Below are 20,508 nucleotides of genomic sequence, written 5' to 3' on the forward strand. Positions count from 1 at the left end.
TGTCATGAAGTCCGTGAGCGCGTTGCGACACTCAGGCGCATTCGATCCTTCGACCGAAACGCGGCACGCCCGCTCAAGGCAGTAACGGCTGCAACTGCGGCGCCATCACTTCTGCCACCCAGTCCATGAAGGCGCGTACGCGCTGCGGCAGATGGCGGCGTTGCGCATAGAGCAACGTGACCGGCATCGGCTCGGGTGCCAGCTCGGCCAGCACTTCGATCAGGGCACCGCTGTCCAGATGCGGGCGTAACGGGCTGGCCGGCGCCTGGATGATGCCTAGCCCGGCCAACGCGGCCGCCAGGTACGCATCGCCATTGTTTACCGTCACCGGGCCGTGCATCGGCAACACCTGATAGCTCTGCCCGTCGCGATATTCGAAGCCGGGCGAGCGTTGCCCGAGCGTCGGTACGTAATGCACCAGATCGTGCTGCACCAGATCGTCCAGGCGCGTCGGCATGCCGCGGCGGGCAAGATAATCGGCGCTGGCGCAGCTGACGATGCCAAACGCGCCCAGCGGGCGTGCGACCAGGCTGGTGTCTTCCAGCGTGCCCACGCGCAGCACGCAGTCGAATCCCTCACGCACCACATCCACGCGGCGGTCGGTGCCGCTGATTTCCACTTCCAGCTGTGGGTGTCGTGCCAGAAATGCGGGTAAGGCGGGGATCACGAAGTTGCGCGCGATGCCGGCGGACATGTCCACGCGCAGGCGACCGCGCAGCTGCCCATGCTCGCGCTGAAACATCGCGTGCAACTCGTCCATGTCGTCGAGCAGGTCGCGGCTGCGCTGATAGAACGCCGCGCCGTCGCCGGTGAGTTGTACACGCCGTGTGGTGCGATGCAGGAGCTGGGTGCCGAGCGACGCCTCGAGCCGCTGCACGGCGGTGGAGACGCTGGCCTTGGGCAAGCCGAGCGTCTCGGCGGCGCGGGTGAAACTGCCCAGCTCGGCAACGCGCAGGAAGGCGCGCAACGACTCCGTGGTGTCCATCGATTGGTCGATTATCTTGAACGGTGCAATCAGCGTGAGCCGATTTATGCAGCGCGGCAAGCGCAATAGGCTGGACCACACCCACTTATGGAGCGTGCCGATGTCGACCACCACCACACCCATCACCTTGATCACCGGCGGTAGTCGTGGCCTGGGCCGCAATGCCGCGCTTGCGCTCGCTGCCGAAGGCAACGATCTCGTGCTGACCTACCGCAGCCAGGCCGGCGAAGCCGCCGCCGTGGTGGCCGAGATCCAGGCGCTGGGCCGTCGCGCGCATGCGTTGCCGCTGGATGTGGCGCAGGCCGATACCTTCCCCGCATTCGTCGCGCAGCTGAGGGACGTGCTGGCCGATTGGGGGCGTTCGCAGTTCGATGCGCTGGTCAACAACGCCGGTACCGGATTGCATGCGGCCATTGCCGACACCACGCCCGCGCAGTTCGATGCGCTGGTCGATATCCATCTCAAGGGGCCGTACTTTCTGACCCAGGCGCTGCTGCCGCTGATCGCCGATGGCGGACGCATCCTCAACGTGTCCAGCGGTCTTGCACGTTTTGCGCTGCCTGGCTCGTCGGCCTACGCGATGATGAAGGGCGGGGTGGAAGTGTTCACCCGCTATCTGGCCAAGGAACTGGGCGCACGCGGCATCCGTGCCAATACGCTGGCGCCGGGCGCCATCGAAACCGACTTCAATGGCGGCAGCGTCCGCGACAACGCGCAGGTCAACGCGATGGTGTCCTCGGTCACCGCATTGGGCCGCCCCGGGCTGCCGGACGATATCGGACCGGTCGTGGCGGCGTTGCTCGCGCCGGGCACCGGTTGGATCAATGCGCAGCGTATCGAGGTATCGGGTGGGATGTTGATCTGATCTGATCTGATCTGTCAGGCAGTACGGCGATGCGGCTGTAAGGCATCGCCGCCTGCAGGTCACCGCTCGATCGTGGGCACGATGACAGTGCGTTGCTACGCATGCCGCAGGTTGCGGCGTCGCCTCACTGCAGGGGCTGATCGCCATGCAGGACGGGATAGGGGTTCAACGCCTCGCCCTTCCACCACTGCTTTTCCGGACCCAGACGATGGATCTCGAAGTGCAGATGCGGTGCGGCCGGATCGGCGTTGCCGGTGCTGCCGACGTAGCCGATGACCTGGCCACGTTTGATGGATTGTTTTTCGGCCAGGCCATCGGCGTAGCGTTGCAGATGCGCGTAGTAATAGCAGTACGTACCGCCAGGCTCGAACTGATACACGGTCAGGCCGCCGCGGTCGCTGGTGAAGAGCTTTTCCACCGTGCCGTCGGCAACTGCCACAACCGGTGTGCCGGTTGGGGCAAGAATGTCGATGGCATCGTGCACGCGGCCTTCGCTGCGCGCATCGGTGAAGGTGTCCTGCAACTGGTTGGCACCGATACCCTGCACCGGAATCAACAGGGCGCTGCCTGGTGCCGCGCCATCAGCAGTTGGCGCTGGTGTCGACGCCACCGGCGTGTTGGTTGGCGCCGCGTGGGTTACTGGCGCTGCGGCAACCGGTGGTGTCGGAGCAGGCGCTGCCGACGGTGCGGCACCTGCGGCATTGCTGTCTGCCGCCATTGCTGAAGTACTGGACGGCTGCTCCACTTTTGCTTCCGGCGCAGTGCGTTCCAGCCACCAATAACCGGCTGCACCCAGGACGGCGCCCACCAAAAAGGTCATCAGCAGTTTCATGCTTACTCCTGCATCACCACCGGTACCGACGGGCCGACCACGCTGGCCAGATTGACCACGTCCCAATTGGTCAGACGCACGCAACCGTGCGATTCGGTCTTGCCGACATGGCCGGGCTCCGGCGTACCGTGCAGGCCGTAATGCGGTTTGGACAGGTCGATCCACACGCGGCCAACCGGGTTGTTCGGGCCAGACGGCAACGTCGCCTTTTGATCGCCCTTTTTCGCGTCCCAGAACAGCTTGGGGTTGTACTTGAACACCGGGTCGCGCGAGATGCCCAGGATCTTCCAGCGGCCGATCGGCAGTGGATCGTGCTTGCTGCCCGATGACACCGGAAACTGCGCATAGACCTTGCCGTCGGCATCGAACAGGCGCAGCGTCGAGTCGGATTTGTCCACGACCAGCTTGGCAGGCTTGGCCAGCGGGGTGACGCCGTCGATGTTGGGAACCTGGATCGCGTTGCCGGCCTTGCTCATGTCCACGCCGGGGTTGAGTTGGCGCAGCAGCGCCGGGTCGGCATGGAAGCGCTCGCCCAGGGATTCATCCACCGAGACGTAGCCGAGCGAATGCAGCTTGGCCTGTTCGGCCGGGCCCTTGGGAATCGCCTGGAACGGGCCGGCAACGTCGGCATCGGTGAGCGTGTAGTGCACCAGCGCCGGTGTGCTGTCGGCCTGCAATGCCTGCCAGGTGGCGTCGTCCAGTTCGCCGGTCACCTTGATGTTGTGTGCGGCCTGGAATCCGGAGACCGCGCGCTTCTGATTCGAGCCACGTTCGCCATCGATCTGGCCCGGGGAGAAATGCGCGCGGTCCAGCAGCACCTGCGCATGCAGATCCGAGCGTGGGCCGGTGGCGACGGCTTTTGCGGCCGGCGTTGCGGTCGGCGCAGATGCGGCAGCAGGCGCAGGTTGCTGTGCCTGTGCCAGCGCAGACAACGAAGCGCTCAACGACAGGGCGAGCAAACAGATGCGAGCGTAAGAGCGAGGGGGCATGTGTAGATCCGCAAAGAGGCAAGCACGCACAGTGCCGCAGCGGCCTGCGTTTGCTGCGTGAAATGGCTGCACCCGGACTGACTGAGGCGCGATGGCGCTGCGGTCCTTGGTCGATGAGGGCGATGCGTTTCCGGGCTACGCGGCTGTCTGCACGACACCGCCGCGTTGCACGGGGGTGTCGTGCAGGTTCGCTTGCGAGACCTTGCACCATGGATCGGAGGCCGATCGCCTGCGTCATGCGCAGACAATCGACCGATGACCTGTGCGCCCACGTGCGCGAGCACCCACCTGACCGCCTACCGCACTGGCCTGGTGGTCAGTAGGTATAGCCCACTGTCAGCAGGTACACCCGCCCGGTCTGCACGTAGGCGCCATCGGCGCCGGGATCGTAGGCCATGTAGCGATCGGACTTGCCCTGGGTTTCGTAGAACGTGGCGGCGTTGAGCAGGTTCTTGGCCGATACGCCCACGTCGACGTGGTGCGGCAGGTGATAGGTGGCGTTGAAATCCAGCGACTTGACCGGCTGCAGATAGTAATTGAGCCGGTCGGTGGTCAGCCCCAGCAATTGCAGGCCGGTGTAGTTGTAGCTCAGGTCGGCGCGCAGGTGCGCATCGTCGTAGAACAGATCCAGGTTGTAGATATGCTCCGGCGCACGCGGCAACCAGGTTTTTTCCGGTTGGTCGGCCCGTTTGCTGTCCGCTTCGCTGCGCTGCAAGGTGAGGTTGGCGGTGACGCCAAGGTTGCTCCAGATGCCCGGCAAGTCCTGCAGGCGCTTGCTGCCGGCCAGCTCCAGCCCGTACAGCGTGGCGGTGCCGCCGTTTTGCGGCATGGTCACCGGCACGCCGTTCTCGAAGGTGGTGCCGGTCGGCACCAGGCCGCCGAGTGTGTTGTCGTTGCTGGTCGCCGATTGCGAGGTGTAGATGAAGCCGGTAATGCGCTTGTAGTAGGTCGAGGCGCTGAGCACGCCGCCGTTGTGGTCGTAGAACTCGGCCGACAGATCGGCGTTGTCGGCCTTGCTAGGCTGCAGATCGGGATTGGGTTTGGAAATGCCCACTACGCGCTGGGTGTCGTCGATGGAGTACACCGTCTCGCCGGAAATCAGGCCAAAGGCCGGACGGCTGAAACTGCGGCGCAGCGAGGCGCGGTAGACGGTGAGATCGTCGGGCCGATAGTTGATGCTGATACCGGGCAGGACTTGCCCATAGGTGCTGCCGGTGCCGACGAAACCGCCGCTGGTGCCGTCGCCGCTGGACTGCCAGGAATCGGCCGCGTAGCGGGTCAACTCGTAGCGCACGCCGGGCAGGATGCTGACCTGGCCCATGTGCAGCGCGGCCATCGCGTAGCCAGAATAGATCGCTTCGGTGCTGGAGGTGGTGTTGGCGTTGTAATCGTTGGCGGTGTAGATGCCTGCGCCGTTGGGGTCGTCGACGTATTTGTAGGGCAAGGCTTGCGCGCGCATCCAGTTGCGGTCCAACAGTTTGAACGGACCTGCGTAGTGCCCATCGAAGGCGTTGGAGGTGAGGCGGCCGGGGATGGCGCTCAGCGGGGGGCCGCCAGCAGTGGGGAACGCGTAATTGGAGCCGCCAAAATATGGTCCGTTGGTCACGAAGTTGCCGTCCTTGTGGAAGAACGGGTGGTCGTACGCAGCGCGGTCGGAGTGATCGGCAGACAGGCCGACCTTGACGCTGTCCAGCACATCGCCATCGACCTGGTAGGTGATATCGGTGTGCGCGTTGACGCGATTGTCGTGACTGCCGGCATCGTGGCCTTGCACTTTCCACAGCAGCGACGAATCCAGGTTGTAGAAGAAGTCCTTCAACGCCGCCGAGCTGGGGCCGATGCTGGGGTAGGTCGGGTCGCTGAGGTCGAAGGCGAAGCTGCCTGGGGTATAGCCATACAGACTGGCCGAGACATAATCCGGCCGGCTACGCGTGCCACGCCCGACCGAAGCCCCGTAGTTCAATCGCAGACGGTCCAGCGTGGTCTGGCCGCCAAGCTGCAAAGTCGCCAGTTTCTCGTCGATGTCGTGGGTATTGAAGTAGCCGCCGCGCACCGCCGTGGGTTGGTTGCGATAGCTTTCCAGGCGTGCGCTGGATTGATCCTGTTGCCCGGTGACGCCATAGCTGCCGTAGATGGCGCGTGCATAGAGCGCACTGTTGTCGCCTTGCCAATCGAGCGAGAGGTTGCCGCCATAGCGTTCGATCTGGCTGGTGTACAGGCTGTATTTGTAGCGCGTGCTGATCAGCGGGCCGACAGCGCGTAGATCGGTTGCGTTGGCCAGTGCGGGGTCGGCCGGAATGTATTTGCTGTTGGGCGCCGGTGCCTGCGCCATGTTGTTGTTCTTGCCGTAATAGGCCGATGCGTACAGGCCAAAGGCATGGTCGCTGCCGAATTTCCAGGCGATCTCCTGCTGGAACGTGCCGCCGGTGTCCTTGCCGCCCAGATGCGAGGCCAGCGCGTTGAGCTGGCCTTGCGCGGTGCTCTTGGCATAAAACTCCTGGTCGAAATCGAACGCGTTGGGCGTGCGCATATCGATCGCACCGCCGATGGCGTCACCGGGCATGTCGGGTGTGGGCGACTTGGACACCTGCACCGACTGGATGCCGAACGGCGCCAGCATGTTCAAGGAGATCGCGCGCGTCGACGAGTCGGTTTCCGGCATGCCGAACCCGTTGAGCGTGTATGCGTTATAGCTGGCGTCCATGCCGCGGATGCTGACGTAAGCGTTCTCGCCGGTGGTGGCCTGGCCAAGATGCATGTCGCTGTAGGACGACAGCCCCGGCATATGCGCCACCACATCGGCAATGCCGCCGGAGGGGATGGCATCGATTTGCTGCTTGCTCATCACGCTGTTGACGCTATTGGACAGACGCTGTTCGTTGAGCGAGCCCGGCGCCGCGGCCTGCGTGGCTTGCACGTTGACCGAGTCCAGCGTGGTGGTGGTCATCTCGGCAGCGCACGCAAACGAGGGTGCGGAAAGCACCACTGCAATGGCGCAGCTCAAACGGTGGAAGGGGCGGGGAAACTGCATGCTGGGGGCTCGCGTGATGGGAAAGGGAGGACCGAACCCGGTCAACGGGCATAGACCGCCGACGCCTTCCATTGCGATGGGTCTGATGCGTGGGGTGGCTTGCGCTAGCGCGCGTGGTGCTGCGCTCAGTGATGCAGGTCCACGTTGTCGCAACGCACGCCCGGACGTTGCGGATTGCAATGTGCAACCGCATCGCCATCGAAGCGCACCACGTAGCCGTTGTCGGCCGGCTCGTTGGGCGGGAAGTCGGTGCTGAGCAATTGCGCGCCGCTGGCCAGCATGGCGTCGCGCCGGGACGTGTCGTTGTGCTGCGCTTCTTTCAAGTCGGCATCGGTACGCGTACGCACCAGATAGCCGGCCTTGACCAGCTTCTTGATTTCATCGGCAGGTCCGTCGTTGCGTTCGATGAAGGCGGCATCGTCTTCGCCAGGCACTGCATTGGTAAAGCACACGCGGCCGCGCAGCGATGGGTGGCCGGGCAGGTAGCTGGCGCCGGCAACACGTTGGTCGAGCAGAAACACCACCTTGCCGCGCGCCTGGGCCAACGACGGCCAGCCATGCGCGAGCACGCCAGCATTGAGCGTGCGCGCGCTGCCACGCACTTGATCGGGGCTGATGTATTCACCGGGTTGGAATACCGAACGTAATTCGGCATCCAGCGCGTCCATCGCCTTCGCATCGAACGGTTCGGGTTGCACGGTGGGAAACGCCAACTGGATTGGCGACTGCTTGGTTTCGAGCAGGATGAAGATCGGTACATGGTCCGGGTGCTGCTTCGACCAGGTGCGGATTTCCTGCAGGCAGGCAATCAACGGTTGGCAGTTGCTGTGCTGGTCCAGATCCTGCACATGCATGACCTTGAAGCCGGGTCTGTCCATCACCCCAATGGGCGCGCTCGCAGGTGCGGCCGGCAGACCGGCCTTGGCGATCTGCGCAACGATGGCCGGGTGCGCGTAACGCCCGCCCTGTGCATCGGCGAAGACGTCCAGTTCGAGTTGGCGGACGCCATCGTCGAGTTGCTGGGTCAATGCGGGATGGCGGTAATCCAGCGCGGCAAACAGTGCTGGGTTGAGTTGCTTCAGCAATGCCGCTTCGCTGGGCGCAAAGCCAGCGTGGTAGCTGTTGTGGCTACCGATGTACTGCAGATCGGTGAGGCGCGGCGCAGCCTGCGCAACAAGACTGCTCAGCAATAACAAGGTAAAAATGGCGGTGCGCGGGGTATTTCTTCGCTTTGCACGCATCAACTTCGTTTTGCGATTGACACCTGACGTAACAGCAGTAAACGCGTGAAAAAGAGGCATGCAGCACAGCCAGAAAGCGATGAGGTTGCCATCATCGCGGCCCAGTTTGACGCATATCTTTCCGCTGTGTGTCCGTGATGCGTCAGGCCTTGCCGCTGTGTGTTGGTGTCGTTTGCAAATCGCGACACTTTTTATGAAACTGCGGTCTGTCGCAGCGCATGGGTCAGGAGCCGCGCCTGCAGGCGATCGCCCAGGCTGTTTGGCGCATCGAGTGCCATGCGTTGCAGGCAGGCCACATCGGTGGCGTCCGATGCCTCGCGTGCGAGCAGTGCATGACACACAGTGGCGATTTTTCCGCCAGTGCTGGAGGTTGCGCGTTTGAGCCAGCCCAATGCGGGCAGCAGACGCTGCTCTATCTCGGTGAAATCACTGCCGAGCGGGTAATCGGGCAGGCTGCCGTCGCGCCGAAATGGCGCCAGCGCCTGTTCGAGTGCCTGTGGTGTGTTGCGTTGCGCACGTACCGGCAATACCGGCGCTGTGCGTAGCTTGCGCGATTGTTTGGCCTGGGCAAGCAGGTCGTGCTGGAAGCGGACATCGCAGATGGCGGCCATTTCCAGCACGCAGTCCTGATCGGTCTTGTGGCGCAGGTCGGCGATACCGTATTCGGTGATGTACAGATCGCGCAGGTGGCGCGCAATAGTGGTGTGGCCGTAGTTCCAGCGCACGTTGCTGGCCGTGTTTGCGCCCGCCTCGCGGGTGGCGCGCAGCATCAAGGTGCTACGTGCCTGCGGCAACGCATGTGCCATCGCCACGAAGTTGTATTGCCCGCCAACGCCGGACACGATGGGGCCATCCTCCAGTCCATCGGATACCGCTGCACCCAGCGCTGTCGCCATCATGCAGGAGTTGAAGAAGCGTGCATCCTTGCGCTTCAACCGGCCCAACGCTTCGTTGCCATCGTAGAGCTGATTGATCTCGCTGATGCGACGCATGCCGATCGCCGCGCGTGTCGGCGCATCCAGATCGCGCAGCCATTGATAAAACGCAGGCGAGCCGAGGTAGAACGCGCCGTGCAGAAATTCGCCCTCGTCCGCCAGGCGTGCGTAGTCGGCTGCGTCGGCGCTGCCATCGGCGATGCGCTGCATCAGTGGCAGATCGTCGTGCACCTTGCGACGGATCACTCCGCTATCCACCAGTTGCTTGAAGCCTTCGTTGAGCATTTCGCTGCAGCCGTACAAGCCGATGGCGAACGGCTCCAGGCCGCCGCTGGCCTGCACGGCCGGGTGGCGTTCCAGTGCCGGATCCAGTGCATGCAGCACGCGGCGATAGGTCGCGTTATCGGTATGTCGCAGCACCAACGCATGGCTCAGCGCGTCGGCGAGCGTGCCGATGCCGATCTGCAAGGTGCCGCCATCGCGCACCAGCGTGCTGGCATACAGGCCGATGGCGTAGTCGATACTATTCACCGGCTGTCGCGGCAAACCGAACAGGTGTGGTGAGGGGCCCGGTAGATCGATGATGAGATCGAAGAACGCGGCATCCACTGCTGCGGTCCCACCCAGCCACGGCAGTTGAGGATCCACTTCCGCCACCAGCATCGGCCGCGGCAAGCCGAGCGCCTGCACCGCATCCAGCGTGTCGTGGGTGATGTCGTTGTTGCACGATAACGACAGCCGCGTGCCGCCGGGTTCGCGCGCCACTTTTTGCACGATCAGATTGGGCGCACGTTGCGCCACCGCTGCGGCGGCGTGCGTGTAGTTCAGACTCGTGTAGTCGGCCTGGGCCTGGGTGGAATGCAATAGCCCGCCGGACTGCATGTAGAACTCTTCCACTTGCACATGCGCGGGCAGGGCGTCGTGCAGCATGGCGTCGACATACGCAAGGCGCGGAAAATCGTCACCGAAATGGCGGGCGATGAACGGTGCGGCAAAGCGTGCTTCGAGTCCGGCACCCGGCTTGGGCGGGTTGAGCGATAACGCCGTGTAAAGGGCCAGTGGCCGCGACGGCATGTCCTTGAGTTGCGCATACAGCGCGTTCAACAGCCGGTGCGGCTTGCCGATGCCCAGCGGTGCGCCGACGCGCAGCGGGCCGTCGATACATTGCAGGATGTGCGAAACCGCGGTGCTCAACTCAGTGACATGTGTGCTCATGCGCGAGAGCGTAGCCGAAAGCGTTGTCGTGCATGCACCGACAGCTGTCAGGCCAGGCCTGACACCGCGCAACGAATTGCTACTGCAGAAATTACAACTCGGTAACACACGGCTCATGGTCACTTAATCGAACCAGCCCAGCATGCGCTGCATGATCCTCACCGCGCCTTCCCGGTTGTACTCCCGCCCTGCATTTGCCAGTGCCAGCCTGATCGAGGTTGGGCACGCACAGCGCCAGGAGGCGGAACGCTTTATCGCTGCGGTCTATCTGCGGCGCTACGGCGCGCAGTTGCGCAGCTTTCTGCCGCAGCTGCTGGTTTACCGCGATGCGGACTGCGCACTGATGGCGGCAGTGGGGATGCGGCTCGGCAGTGCTGGTAGCTTGTTCGTAGAGCAGTATCTCGACGAACCTGCCGAGTCGGCGCTGGCTGCCCGCATGGCTGCGCCGGTGGCGCGCTCCGGGCTTGCCGAGGTGGGTAACTTTGCGGCGATCAGTTCCGGCAGTGCACGCGCACTGATTCCGCAAATGACCCACGCGCTGCACAACGCCGGCGTGCGCTGGGTGTTGTTCGCCGCGACTCGTGGCCTGCGCAATACTTTCGATCGGCTACAGCTAGGGACGGTGGTGCTGGCGCCTGCCGTGCAGTCACGCCTTCGCGACGATGACACCGACTGGGGCAGCTATTACGCCACCCAACCGCAGGTGGTCTGCGGAGACGTCGCCGCCGGACATGCATTTTTGCTGGAGCGGCAGGCGCTGCGTACCCAGGCCGCACGCCCGGGCATCGAAACGCTGCCGTACCTGATGGGAGTGGGCGCATGAGCACACGATTTGCCCAATTGCTCGCTGAGCCGCACGGGCCTGCACCGCGGGTGCTGAGCGCCACCGGCAGCCTGGACGCGCAGACCTTGGCCGACGCGGTCGCGCGGTCGGCAGCACGCCTGCAGACCGCGGGCCTGACGCGAGTGGCCAGTCGGCTGGACAACGGTCCGGACTGGTTGATCCTGGACCTGGCGCTACGTCTGATCGACGCCGTGCACGTGCCATTACCGACGTTCTTCTCCGATGCCCAGGGACTGCACGCGCTGACCTCCAGTGGCGCGCAATGTGTGGTGACCGATGCCGCCGCCGCCGCGCCGCCCGGCACCAGCGGTCCGCTCCCAGCGCTGCAGCAGGATGCGCTGCGCTTTTGGCGGGTGAGTGCGGTCGTCGAGCCGCCCGCACTGCCGGATCCCACTGCCTGCATCACCTACACCTCCGGCACCACCGGTCGCCCCAAGGGCGTGTGCCTGTCGGCCGACAGCTTGCTCACGGTGGCGGCGTCGCTGGTGGATGCCTCGGCTGCTATCGCACCGCGTCGGCATCTTTGCCTGATGCCGTTGTCCACCTTGCTGGAGAACGTGGCCGGGCTTTACGCGACCTTGTTGTCCGGTGCGCAGGTGGCATTGCCGTCGCTGGCGCAGATCGGTTACACCGGCGCCAGCGGGCTGGATGTGCCTACGCTGCTGCGCTGCCTGCACCACTATCAACCCGAGAGCGTCATCCTGGTGCCGCAGTTGCTGCTCGCCCTGGTCAGTGCTGCCGAACAAGGCGTGGCTCTGCCGGCATCGTTGCGCTATATCGCCGTCGGTGGCGGGCACATCGGCCCGAGTTTGCTCGCGCGTGCAGCGGCGTCGGGGCTGCCGGTGTTCGAAGGCTACGGTCTGACCGAATGCGGCTCGGTGGTCTGTCTCAACCGGCCGGGCGCAGCGCGTGCCGGCAGTGTCGGCCAACCCTTGGCGCACGCGCAGGTGCAGATCGTCGATGGCGAAATTCAAGTCGATGGCGTGCAGGCACTTGGGTATCTGGGTGAGGACGCGCCACCGCCAGGGCCGGTGCGCACCGGCGATCTGGGGCATGTGGATCAAGACGGTTTCGTGCATATCACCGGGCGTCGCAAACATGTCTTCATCACCGCGTTCGGCCGCAACGTCTCGCCCGAATGGGTAGAAAGCGAGTTGCTGCAGCATCCGCTGCTTGCACAGGCGGTGGTGTGGGGCGAGGCACAGGCCGACAACGTCGCGGTGCTATGGCCGCGCCGGCCCGACAGCGATGACGCCGCGCTCGCCAAGGCGCTCGCCGAGGTCAATGCCGGCTTACCCGACTACGCACGCGTGGCGCGCTTCGTCCGGGCCGATGCACCTTTCAGCGCACGCGAAGGCCTGCTCACGGCCAACGGGCGGCCCCGCCGCGACGCGATCCTCGCGCGCTATCAATCTGCCGTCGATCGCAGTTATCGGTCGCCGCCTACCGTCGTCTCTCAAGGAATTTTTCCATGACGTTTTATGCATCCCTGCTGGCACAGACCCAGGCCGAACGCGAGCGCATGACCCAGGTGCCGATCATCCAGGCGGCACTGGCCGGCAACATCGCCCGCGCCGACTACGTTGCATTTCTCGGCCAGGCCTATCACCACGTGCGGCATACCGTGCCGTTGCTGATGGCCTGCGGTGCACGCCTGCCGGCGCGGCTGGAATGGCTGCGCGAGGCCATCGGTGAATACATCGAGGAGGAGATGGGGCACCAGGAATGGATCCTGGACGATCTGGTGGCGTGCGGGCAGGCGCGCGAAGCGACCGTGCTCGCCGGCCCGTCGCTTGCCACCGAGTTGTTGGTCAGCTACGCCTACGACACCATCCAGCGCGGCAACCCCGTCGGCTTCTTCGGCATGGTGCTGGTGCTGGAAGGCACCAGCGTGGCGTTGGCCACGCGTGCGGCCAACAGCATTGCGCAGTCGCTGGAATTGCCACGCAATGCCTTCATCTATCTGTTGTCGCATGGCGATCTGGATATCGAGCATGCCGGGTTCTTCGAGAAGCTGATGAACCGGCTCGATGACCCACTCGACCAGCAGGCAGTGGTGCATGCGGCCAAGCGTTTCTATGTGCTGTACGGCGATCTGTTTCGCACCCTGCGCAGTGAAGGCGCGCGTCTGGCGGAGGCGGCGTAATGGATCTCCACGGCAAGTGCATCATCCTGACCGGCGCCACGGGTGGCATCGGCAGCGCACTCTGTGCCGGCCTGGTCGAGGCAGGTGCAACCATCGTTGCAGTGGGACGGACAGAGGAGACCTTACGGCGGCTGGCTGCCGCGCATTCGGCTGGGCGCGTGGTGCCGGTGGTGGCGGATCTGGCCAGCGAATCAGGCCGTGCCGTGTTGCTGGCACGTACGCATGAGATGCGCCCGGCACCGTCGGTGCTGGTGCTTGCGCATGCACAAAGCCACTTCGGATTGCTGCAGGACCAAGACCCGACGGATCTGGCCGCATTGGTGCATCTGAATCTCACCGTGCCGATGCTGCTGGTGCAGGCGCTGTTGCCGGCCTTCGCGCGCCAGCCGGATGCAGCGATGGTGGCGGTCGGTTCCACCTTCGGCAGCATCGGTTTTGCCGGGTTTGCCGGCTACAGCGCCAGCAAGTTCGGTCTGCGTGGTCTGTTCGAAGCACTGGCGCGCGAGCATGCCGGTGGCAGCGTGCGTTTTCAGTATCTATCGCCGCGTGCCACGGCCACTGCGTTCAATCCTGCGGCGGTGGATGCGCTCCATGCGGAGCTGGGGACAGCGGTAGATCGTGCCGAGGACGTGGCCGCAGCGCTCTTGCAATCCATCGTGCGCGGCGATGCACGGCGTCAGTTGGGGTGGCCGGAAAAGCTGTTTGCCAGGCTCAACGGACTACTGCCCGAACTGGTGGACTGCGCCTTGCGCAAACAGCTTCACCTCATCCGTCGCCATGCGCGGCCCAGCGGCACCGCCGCCACACAGGAGTTTTCGCATGAACCGTAGTTGCCGTAAGTTGCGCATCTTCAGTGCGCTGGGATTGTGCATGATCGCCGGCACCGGGTGGGCGGCCGGTCTGTCGCCGCAGGTGGCGCAGCTGCAGGACCGCTGGGCGGTGATTACCTATCAACTGCCAAAACCGCAGCGGGTTGTCGCATTGGAAGCACTTGCACAGCAGTCCGATCAGGTATGCCATGCCTTGCCTGACGATGCAGATGCGTTGATCTGGGACGGCATCGTGCGCTCGAGTCTGGCTGGAGAAAAAGGTGGCCTGGGGGCGTTGGCGCAGGTCAAACGTGCGCGCAACGATTTCGAAGAAGCGATCAAGCGCGTACCGCGCGCGCTCGAGGGCGCGGCCTACACCAGCCTGGGGGCGTTGTATTACCAGGTGCCAGGTTGGCCAATCGGCTTTGGCGACGATGCCAAGGCGCGCACGTTGCTCTATCAGGGCTTGGCGATCGACCCTGACGGACTGGACAGCAATTACTTCGTCGGTGACTTCCTGCGCGACCAGAAGGACTGGGCTGGGGCAGCAAAAGCGTTCGAAAAGGCCGCTGCCGCAGCACCACGTCAGGGCCGGCAAGTTGCCGACGCCGGCCGACGCAAGGAAATTGCCGCCAAGCTGGCAGATGTGCGGGCGCAGCTTGCCAAGCAGTGAGCAGACTTACAGACTGGCTCGCATGCGCATTCTGCTGGTTGAAGACGATCTCTCACTGGGCGAGGGCATCCGCACCGCATTGCGGCGCGCCGCCTATGCAGTGGACTGGGTGCATGACGGCGTCAGTGCGTTGATGGCGCTACAGGAGCAGACCATGGATCTGGTCATCTTGGATTTGGGATTGCCGCGCATGGATGGCATCGAGGTCATTCGCACCGCACGTGCGCGTGCAGTGGACACGCCGATTCTGGTACTCAGCGCACGTGAGCGTGCAGCCGACCGCGCGCTTGGCCTGGATGTCGGTGCAGACGATTATCTGGGCAAGCCCTTCGACACCACCGAACTGTTGGCGCGCACGCGGGCCTTGTTGCGCCGCTCCGCCGGGCGCGCGCAGCCGGCACTGCAGGCCGGTGCGCTACGGTTGGATCCGGCCGGCATGTCGGTGCGCTGGCATGGCCGCGATCTGGATCTGACCCGTCGTGAATTCGCACTGTTGTGGCTGCTGATGGAGCAGCGTGGCCGGCCGATCGGTCGCGAACGCATCCAGCAACATCTCTATGGGTGGGACGAGGATGTCGCCAGCAATGCGGTGGACGTGCATGTGCACCAGTTGCGTCGCAAACTGTCGGCAGCCGTGATCCGCACCGTTCGCGGCATTGGTTACGCGCTGGACGAACAGGCCGCACAGGCGGCCGCGGCTCCGCCACAGGCACCGCAATGAACTCGATTCGGCGTGTGTTGTTGCTGGCCTTGCTGGGCCTGTTGTCGTTGCTGATGCTGGCCGCTGCCGGTTTCAGCTATCGGGCGGGACTGCAGGAGGCCGGCGAGATGTTCGATGCACGCCTCGTGCAATCGGCACGCGTGCTGCTTTCGTTGGTGGATCAACCCCTGGACGATCTGCGAGCAGGCGAGCCGATCGTGATCCGCGGATGGCATGGGCAAGCGCAAGGCGTGGGCGAAGCATTGGCGTTCAACGACGGCCATGCCTACGAAACCAAACTGGCATTCCAGGTGCGCAACGCCGCCGGTGCGCTGCTCTTGCGTTCTGACAGCGCACCGGCGCAACCACTGGCACCGCTGCGTGCCGGCTATGCAGACGTACAACGTGCCGATGGCCAGTGGCGCACGTTCACCCTGCGCTCGCCGGGCGGGCGCTGGTTCCAATCGGCCGAACGCGCCGATATTCGTGAGGAGCTTGCCGAAGACATCGCGCTGGGAACCTTGTTGCCACTGCTGATGGCGTTGCCATTGATGGGGCTGCTGATCTGGGCCGTGGTGAACTGGGCAATGCGCTCGCTGGTACGTGTCTCCGACGAGATCGGCGAGCGCGACCCCAAGCGCTTGCAGCCGCTGCAGCCGCAGCATATGCCACGCGAGGTGCACGGCCTGGTGCGCGCGGTCAACGGATTGATGGACCGTGTACAGGATGGCCTGGAACGGGAACGTCGCTTCATCGCCGATGCTGCGCATGAGCTGCGGACACCGATCGCGGCACTCAAAGTGCATGCGGCCAACCTGCGCCTTGCTGCCAATGCAGAGGAACGCGATGAGTCGCAGCAGCAACTCGATGCCAACGTGCTCCGCATCGAACGCATGATCGCCCAGCTGCTGGCCCTGAGCAGGGTCGAAGCGGTGGCTGCGCTGCCACAGCGCAGCGTGAGCCTGGACACTCTGGTACGCAGCGAGTCCGAAGATGTGCTGGCGCTGGCGGCGCAGCGCCAGCAGACCGTGGAGCTGGCACTGCAGCCGGTGATGGTCATCGCCGATGAAACCGCGTTGTCGTTGCTGCTGCGCAACCTGCTGGAGAATGCCGTGCGCTACACACCGGCGGGTGGCCGCATCCGGGTCAGCACGCAGCACATACCGCTGCCGACCCTGGTGGTGGAAGATTCCGGTCCCGGCATCCCGGAAGCGGCGCGCGCACGCGTGTTCCATCGTTTCCATCGCGAACTGGGCACCGGTGTGGAGGGCAGTGGGCTGGGTTTATCGATCGTGCACGATATCGTCGTGGCACATGCTGCGCGCGTGCAGCTGGATGCGTCGCCCACGTTGGGTGGCTTGCGCGTCAGCGTGCAATTTGCCGGCAACCCGATCAGCTGACAGACGATCCGTCGGCGAGGGCGGCATCATACCGACGAACTGCGCTTGACATCGAATCCGTTTACGCGCGTAATCGATAAAAATTACGGGTGTAATCGCATGTCGATCAGTGAAGCCGAAGCAGTGGTGATGCAGGTGCTCTGGGATGGCGCACCGCGCACGGCAGAAGAGGTGATTGCCGCGTTGGCGCACACCGGCTGGGCCGAGCCCACCATCAAGACCTTGCTCAACCGGCTGCTCACCAAATGCGCCGTTGCGGCAGAAAAACACGGCCGCAAATATCACTACGCGCCGCTGCTGGCGCGCGAGCAATGGGTGCAGCAGCAGAGCGAAGGATTGCTGCAGCGGCTGTTCGGCGGGCGGGTTGCGCCACTGGTGGCGCACTTCAGCGAACGCGGGAAACTCAGCGCATCGGACATTGCCGAATTGAAGCGCCTGCTCAAGGAGTTGGACGATGCACCTTGACCTGCCATTGCTGTTGCGTGTCACGCTGTATAGCAGTGTCGCGTTACTGATTTGTCTGGTGCTGCGTCGCGCACTGCGTGCCTGGCTGGGCGCAACAGCGGCGTATGCGCTCTGGGCCGCTGTGCCGCTCGCAGTGTTGGCAGCTTGCATGCCGCGGCCGCCGATAGCGACAGCATTGCCAAAGATGCCGGCATTGGTCGCGATGCCGCTCACCCTGCAAGGGAGCGAACACGCATGGTCCGGACAGCTGCTCGCTATCTGGTTAAGCGGTGCAGTTTCGATGGCCGTGGCGCTTTGGTGGCGCCAACGGCGATTCGTGCGTAGCCTGGGCGTATTGCATGTGCTCGACGGCGGAGTATGGGCGGCAACGCACGATGTGGGGTTGCCGGTGTCGCTGGGTATCTGGCGCCCGCGCATCGTGCTGCCGATGGACTTCGACACGCGCTACACCGCCGCAGAGCGCAGCTTGATCCTGGCGCACGAGCGCCTGCATCTGCGCCGTGGCGATCTGTATGCCAATCTGCTGGCCGCACTGTTGCTGTGCATCGGCTGGTGTAATCCGTTGATGCATCTGGCATGGCGCGCGTTCCGGCTGGATCAGGAACTGGCGTGCGACGCGGACGTACTGACGCGCTACCCGGGCAAGCGCCGCAGCTATGCCACCGCAATGCTCAAGACCCAGTGCGGGGCAGCCTGGATGCCGACCAACTGCCATTGGAACGCGCCGCATGCACTCACCCAACGCGTGGCTGCCTTGTTGGGGCCTGCGGTGGACGTGCCGCGCGCGCGGTGGAACCTGCGTCTGGTGGTTGTATTGGCGGTGATGGTCAGCGGCGCCTGTTGGGCTTTCCAGCCTGCGCAGCTGCAGGGCAGGCAGGTCCCTGGCAATGCGCTGGACGTCCACACCATGCAGCCGCCCAAGTATCCGCCTGACGCGGTCGCTGCTGGCCTGGCGGGATTTGTCGAACTGCAGATCGCGGTGAGCCCAACTGGAACACCCGAGCACATCGCGATAGTACGCAGCACCCCTGCTGGCGTGTTCGATCAGAGCGTGCTCGACACAGCACGCCACTGGCGCTTCACACCTGCGCTGGAGAATGGCAAGGCGGTCGCGTCCGAGGTGCGCGTGCCGGTAAGGTTTGAATTGGATCCACCGGATGTGGCGCCGGCACCTGCAGATATGGATGCCGATACCGACGCGGCTGGAATGCAACGGACTGCCACACAGTCCGAGCGCGTTGCCAGCTGTGTCTCTGCGGAATGCGCGCCACGGGGCACGTCGCGATGAGCGGCCGTCTGGTCTGCAGCGTCGCACTGGCGCTGGCTGTGAGCAGCTGTGCCACCCATCAGGTCGTGGAGCAGGAGCGTAGCCAACGCGAGGATTCCGTGGATCAACGCATGCTGCCCTCGCAGCCGGATGGCGCTGGCACTGCAGGCATCGCGTCCTACACGCTGGCGCCAACGCAGCGCTTTCGCATGCCGCGGGCGCTGCACAGCGAAGCGCCGGTACTGCCCGCCGATTCGCCGCGGCAGACCTTGGCGCCGACCACCGTCTGCGCCCATCTCATCCTGAGCGCGGAGGGCACGGTGCAGCGCGTCGACCCGATGTCCGACCGCGACGAATGCGCCGCGGGACTACTGCCGGACAACGCCGATCTGATGCAAGCGGTGCGCACCACCGCGCAGCGATGGCAGTTCGTCCCAGCCGCGCTGTGCACCTATGCACCAGGTGTTGCGCAACCGGCCGCGCCGGATGACTGCACCGACGCTGCGCGGATCGAGCCGGTACCGGTGACGCTGTCGTTCGCGTTTACCTTCGAGGTGCGGCAAGGCAAGGTGAGTGTGCGGACCGGGAAGGTCGCACGATCGCTGTAGCAGCCGTTGCGCGGCGTGCCGTGAAGGTGTGTTTGAAGGTGGCGACTTGAGGCCAGCCAGCTCACGCTTAGCGCGTGCCACTGCAAAGTCGGGCAGTGAACTGAGTGATTGACGAGACGGACACAGGCGTCACCGCTTGCATCGATGCCCGGATGACAATGCAGTCACCGCAAACGCCATACCCGCGCTTACATCACCTTCAATCCAGCACATGCACGCTGTCGGCAATGCGCTGTACTTCATCGGGGTTGTGGCTGACGTAGAGCATCGGCAGGCGAATCTCGTCGCGTACGCGCTGCAGGTACGGGATCAATTCTTCGCGGCGTGCCTGATCCAGCGCCGACAGCGGTTCGTCGAACAGCAGGATCGCCGGTTGCGCCAGCAGGGCGCGGCCAATCGCCACGCGCTGCGCCTCACCACCAGACAGGTTGCGTGGCCGGCGTTGCAACAGCGGCGCGATACCGAGCAAGGCCACCACATCGTCGAAGCCGAATGGCGCCGTGCCGCGCGCATGCCGGCCGTAGCGCAGGTTGCGGCGCACATCCAGATGCGGAAACAGTCGCGCATCCTGGAACACGTAACCGATCCGACGTTTGTGCGTGGGAAGGTCGATGCCTTGCCCGGCGTCGTACAGGCAGCGCCCATCGATACGAATATGCCCGGCATGCGGGTGCACCAAGCCGGCAATCGCATTGAGCACGGTGGTCTTGCCCGCGCCGGACGGACCCACCAGTGCGACCACGCGCGCATCGTCGTGGATGCGGATGTGGCGGTCGAATGTGCCGCGTTGTAGGTGCAGATCGATATCCAGCATCAATCCTCCTCGCGCGGATGCGGCCGGCGTACCAGCCATTCGGATAGCAGCAGCGCTGCCAGCGAAATCGCCAGCGCCACGCCGGCCAGTCGCCAGATGCCCGATTCCATACCCGGTACCTGCATCAGCCCGTAAATGGCCGACGACAAGGTCTGCGTTTCGCCAGGGATGTTCGACACGAAGGTGATCGTTGCGCCGAACTCACCCAATGCCTTGGCGAACGCGAGCACCACCCCGGCGACCAGACCCGGCCAGGCCAGCGGCAAGGTGATGCTGAAAAATACCCGCCACGGCCCTGCGCCTAGCGTGGCGGCGGCAGCCTCCAGGCGCCGATCAGTGGCTTCGATGGACAGACGAATCGCGCGCACCATCAGCGGGAATCCCATCACCGCGCACGCGAGCGCCGCGCCGGTCCAACGGAACGCGAACTGGATGCCGAAGTGTTCCAGCAACCAGCTGCCCACCGGCCCCTGCGTGCCCAGCACCACCAATAGCGCATAGCCGGTGACCACCGGCGGCATCACCAATGGCAGGTGCAGTAGCGCATCCAGCAAGGCTTTGCCCGGAAAGCGCCGCCGCGCCAGCAGCCAGCCGCAGGCAATGCCCGGCGGCAGGCTGGCAAGCGCCGCGACGATGGCGACCTTGAGACTCAGGCCGATCGCGGTCAGCTCTTCCGTGGTGAACATCGA

General features: G+C 64.5%; 19 protein-coding genes. 11 read left to right on the plus strand and 8 right to left on the minus strand.

What is annotated here, in order from left to right; all coding sequences use genetic code 11:
* Positions 1-73 precede the first annotated feature (73 nt).
* Positions 74-1,051, minus strand: coding sequence for a LysR family transcriptional regulator (locus M0D43_RS16195; protein WP_252165090.1), 978 nt, complete (start codon positions 1,049-1,051; stop codon positions 74-76).
* Between the two features lie 34 nt (positions 1,052-1,085).
* Here M0D43_RS16195 and M0D43_RS16200 point away from each other — a divergent pair, with 34 nt between their 5' ends.
* Positions 1,086-1,850 (plus strand): SDR family NAD(P)-dependent oxidoreductase, encoded by a 765-nt coding sequence (locus M0D43_RS16200; protein WP_252162210.1) that lies wholly within the window; start codon positions 1,086-1,088, stop codon positions 1,848-1,850.
* Between the two features lie 124 nt (positions 1,851-1,974).
* Here the strand turns inward: M0D43_RS16200 and M0D43_RS16205 are convergent, their stop codons facing one another.
* The 5 genes from M0D43_RS16205 to M0D43_RS16225 form a co-directional block, all read right to left on the minus strand.
* Positions 1,975-2,682: a M23 family metallopeptidase gene (locus M0D43_RS16205; protein ID WP_252162211.1), complete on the minus strand. Its 708-nt coding sequence runs from the start codon at positions 2,680-2,682 to the stop codon at positions 1,975-1,977.
* Between the two features lie 2 nt (positions 2,683-2,684).
* Complete coding sequence (locus M0D43_RS16210; protein ID WP_252165091.1) at positions 2,685-3,614, minus strand: L,D-transpeptidase family protein; 930 nt, start codon at positions 3,612-3,614, stop codon at positions 2,685-2,687.
* Between the two features lie 373 nt (positions 3,615-3,987).
* A complete protein-coding gene (locus M0D43_RS16215; RefSeq protein WP_252162212.1) occupies positions 3,988-6,702 on the minus strand; it encodes a TonB-dependent receptor in 2,715 nt (904 codons plus the stop codon).
* A gap of 125 nt (positions 6,703-6,827) precedes the next feature.
* On the minus strand, positions 6,828-8,003 hold the full coding sequence (locus tag M0D43_RS16220; protein WP_252162213.1) for a phosphatidylinositol-specific phospholipase C1-like protein: 1,176 nt from the start codon (positions 8,001-8,003) through the stop codon (positions 6,828-6,830).
* 131 nt (positions 8,004-8,134) lie between these two features.
* Positions 8,135-10,093, minus strand: coding sequence for an acetyl-CoA hydrolase/transferase C-terminal domain-containing protein (locus M0D43_RS16225; protein ID WP_252162214.1), 1,959 nt, complete (start codon positions 10,091-10,093; stop codon positions 8,135-8,137).
* 175 nt (positions 10,094-10,268) lie between these two features.
* Here M0D43_RS16225 and M0D43_RS16230 point away from each other — a divergent pair, with 175 nt between their 5' ends.
* From M0D43_RS16230 to M0D43_RS16275, 10 genes are all read left to right on the plus strand, one after another.
* Positions 10,269-10,916, plus strand: a complete 648-nt coding sequence (locus tag M0D43_RS16230) for a thermostable hemolysin (RefSeq protein ID WP_252165092.1) — start codon at positions 10,269-10,271, stop codon at positions 10,914-10,916.
* A complete protein-coding gene (locus tag M0D43_RS16235) occupies positions 10,913-12,412 on the plus strand; it encodes an AMP-binding protein (protein ID WP_252162215.1) in 1,500 nt (499 codons plus the stop codon). Before M0D43_RS16230 ends, M0D43_RS16235 begins: the two co-directional genes overlap by 4 nt.
* The gene (locus M0D43_RS16240) at positions 12,409-13,083 is read left to right on the plus strand and encodes an iron-containing redox enzyme family protein (RefSeq protein WP_252162216.1); all 675 of its coding nucleotides are present in this window, start codon (positions 12,409-12,411) and stop codon (positions 13,081-13,083) included. The genes M0D43_RS16235 and M0D43_RS16240 overlap by 4 nt, the downstream gene beginning before the upstream one ends.
* The gene (locus M0D43_RS16245; protein WP_252162217.1) at positions 13,083-13,913 is read left to right on the plus strand and encodes an SDR family oxidoreductase; all 831 of its coding nucleotides are present in this window, start codon (positions 13,083-13,085) and stop codon (positions 13,911-13,913) included. The genes M0D43_RS16240 and M0D43_RS16245 overlap by 1 nt, the downstream gene beginning before the upstream one ends.
* Positions 13,903-14,565, plus strand: a complete 663-nt coding sequence (locus M0D43_RS16250) for a tetratricopeptide repeat protein (protein ID WP_252162218.1) — start codon at positions 13,903-13,905, stop codon at positions 14,563-14,565. The genes M0D43_RS16245 and M0D43_RS16250 overlap by 11 nt, the downstream gene beginning before the upstream one ends.
* A gap of 22 nt (positions 14,566-14,587) precedes the next feature.
* Positions 14,588-15,286 carry a response regulator gene (locus tag M0D43_RS16255; protein WP_252162219.1) on the plus strand — a complete coding sequence of 233 codons (699 nt, stop codon included), beginning with the start codon at positions 14,588-14,590 and terminating at the stop codon, positions 15,284-15,286.
* Between the two features lie 17 nt (positions 15,287-15,303).
* Positions 15,304-16,665 carry an ATP-binding protein gene (locus tag M0D43_RS16260; RefSeq protein WP_252165093.1) on the plus strand — a complete coding sequence of 454 codons (1,362 nt, stop codon included), beginning with the start codon at positions 15,304-15,306 and terminating at the stop codon, positions 16,663-16,665.
* A 99-nt stretch (positions 16,666-16,764) separates the two neighbouring features.
* On the plus strand, positions 16,765-17,130 hold the full coding sequence (locus tag M0D43_RS16265; RefSeq protein ID WP_252162220.1) for a BlaI/MecI/CopY family transcriptional regulator: 366 nt from the start codon (positions 16,765-16,767) through the stop codon (positions 17,128-17,130).
* Positions 17,120-18,418 carry a TonB family protein gene (locus M0D43_RS16270; protein WP_252162221.1) on the plus strand — a complete coding sequence of 433 codons (1,299 nt, stop codon included), beginning with the start codon at positions 17,120-17,122 and terminating at the stop codon, positions 18,416-18,418. The genes M0D43_RS16265 and M0D43_RS16270 overlap by 11 nt, the downstream gene beginning before the upstream one ends.
* On the plus strand, positions 18,415-19,005 hold the full coding sequence (locus tag M0D43_RS16275) for a hypothetical protein (protein ID WP_252162222.1): 591 nt from the start codon (positions 18,415-18,417) through the stop codon (positions 19,003-19,005). Before M0D43_RS16270 ends, M0D43_RS16275 begins: the two co-directional genes overlap by 4 nt.
* Before the next feature lie 199 nt (positions 19,006-19,204).
* Here the strand turns inward: M0D43_RS16275 and modC are convergent, their stop codons facing one another.
* Entirely contained in the window at positions 19,205-19,819 is a 615-nt protein-coding gene (gene modC / locus M0D43_RS16280; protein ID WP_101361943.1) for a molybdenum ABC transporter ATP-binding protein, read from the minus strand.
* On the minus strand, positions 19,819-20,505 hold the full coding sequence (modB, locus tag M0D43_RS16285) for a molybdate ABC transporter permease subunit (protein WP_252165094.1): 687 nt from the start codon (positions 20,503-20,505) through the stop codon (positions 19,819-19,821). Before modB ends, modC begins: the two co-directional genes overlap by 1 nt.
* Positions 20,506-20,508 lie beyond the last annotated feature (3 nt).

Source organism: Xanthomonas prunicola, assembly GCF_025266575.1.
Classification (GTDB): domain Bacteria; phylum Pseudomonadota; class Gammaproteobacteria; order Xanthomonadales; family Xanthomonadaceae; genus Xanthomonas; species Xanthomonas prunicola.

Coding starts and splice junctions, on each gene's coding strand:
- M0D43_RS16220 (WP_252162213.1), bottom strand. CDS start 8,003: ATGCCTCTTTTTCACGCGTTTACTGCTGTTACGTCAGGTGTCAATCGC.
- M0D43_RS16265 (WP_252162220.1), top strand. CDS start 16,765: ATGTCGATCAGTGAAGCCGAAGCAGTGGTGATGCAGGTGCTCTGGGAT.
- M0D43_RS16250 (WP_252162218.1), top strand. CDS start 13,903: ATGAACCGTAGTTGCCGTAAGTTGCGCATCTTCAGTGCGCTGGGATTG.
- M0D43_RS16200 (WP_252162210.1), top strand. CDS start 1,086: ATGTCGACCACCACCACACCCATCACCTTGATCACCGGCGGTAGTCGT.
- M0D43_RS16245 (WP_252162217.1), top strand. CDS start 13,083: ATGGATCTCCACGGCAAGTGCATCATCCTGACCGGCGCCACGGGTGGC.
- modB (WP_252165094.1), bottom strand. CDS start 20,505: ATGTTCACCACGGAAGAGCTGACCGCGATCGGCCTGAGTCTCAAGGTC.
- M0D43_RS16240 (WP_252162216.1), top strand. CDS start 12,409: ATGACGTTTTATGCATCCCTGCTGGCACAGACCCAGGCCGAACGCGAG.
- M0D43_RS16255 (WP_252162219.1), top strand. CDS start 14,588: ATGCGCATTCTGCTGGTTGAAGACGATCTCTCACTGGGCGAGGGCATC.
- M0D43_RS16215 (WP_252162212.1), bottom strand. CDS start 6,702: ATGCAGTTTCCCCGCCCCTTCCACCGTTTGAGCTGCGCCATTGCAGTG.
- modC (WP_101361943.1), bottom strand. CDS start 19,819: ATGCTGGATATCGATCTGCACCTACAACGCGGCACATTCGACCGCCAC.
- M0D43_RS16205 (WP_252162211.1), bottom strand. CDS start 2,682: ATGAAACTGCTGATGACCTTTTTGGTGGGCGCCGTCCTGGGTGCAGCC.
- M0D43_RS16235 (WP_252162215.1), top strand. CDS start 10,913: ATGAGCACACGATTTGCCCAATTGCTCGCTGAGCCGCACGGGCCTGCA.
- M0D43_RS16275 (WP_252162222.1), top strand. CDS start 18,415: ATGAGCGGCCGTCTGGTCTGCAGCGTCGCACTGGCGCTGGCTGTGAGC.
- M0D43_RS16270 (WP_252162221.1), top strand. CDS start 17,120: ATGCACCTTGACCTGCCATTGCTGTTGCGTGTCACGCTGTATAGCAGT.
- M0D43_RS16225 (WP_252162214.1), bottom strand. CDS start 10,093: ATGAGCACACATGTCACTGAGTTGAGCACCGCGGTTTCGCACATCCTG.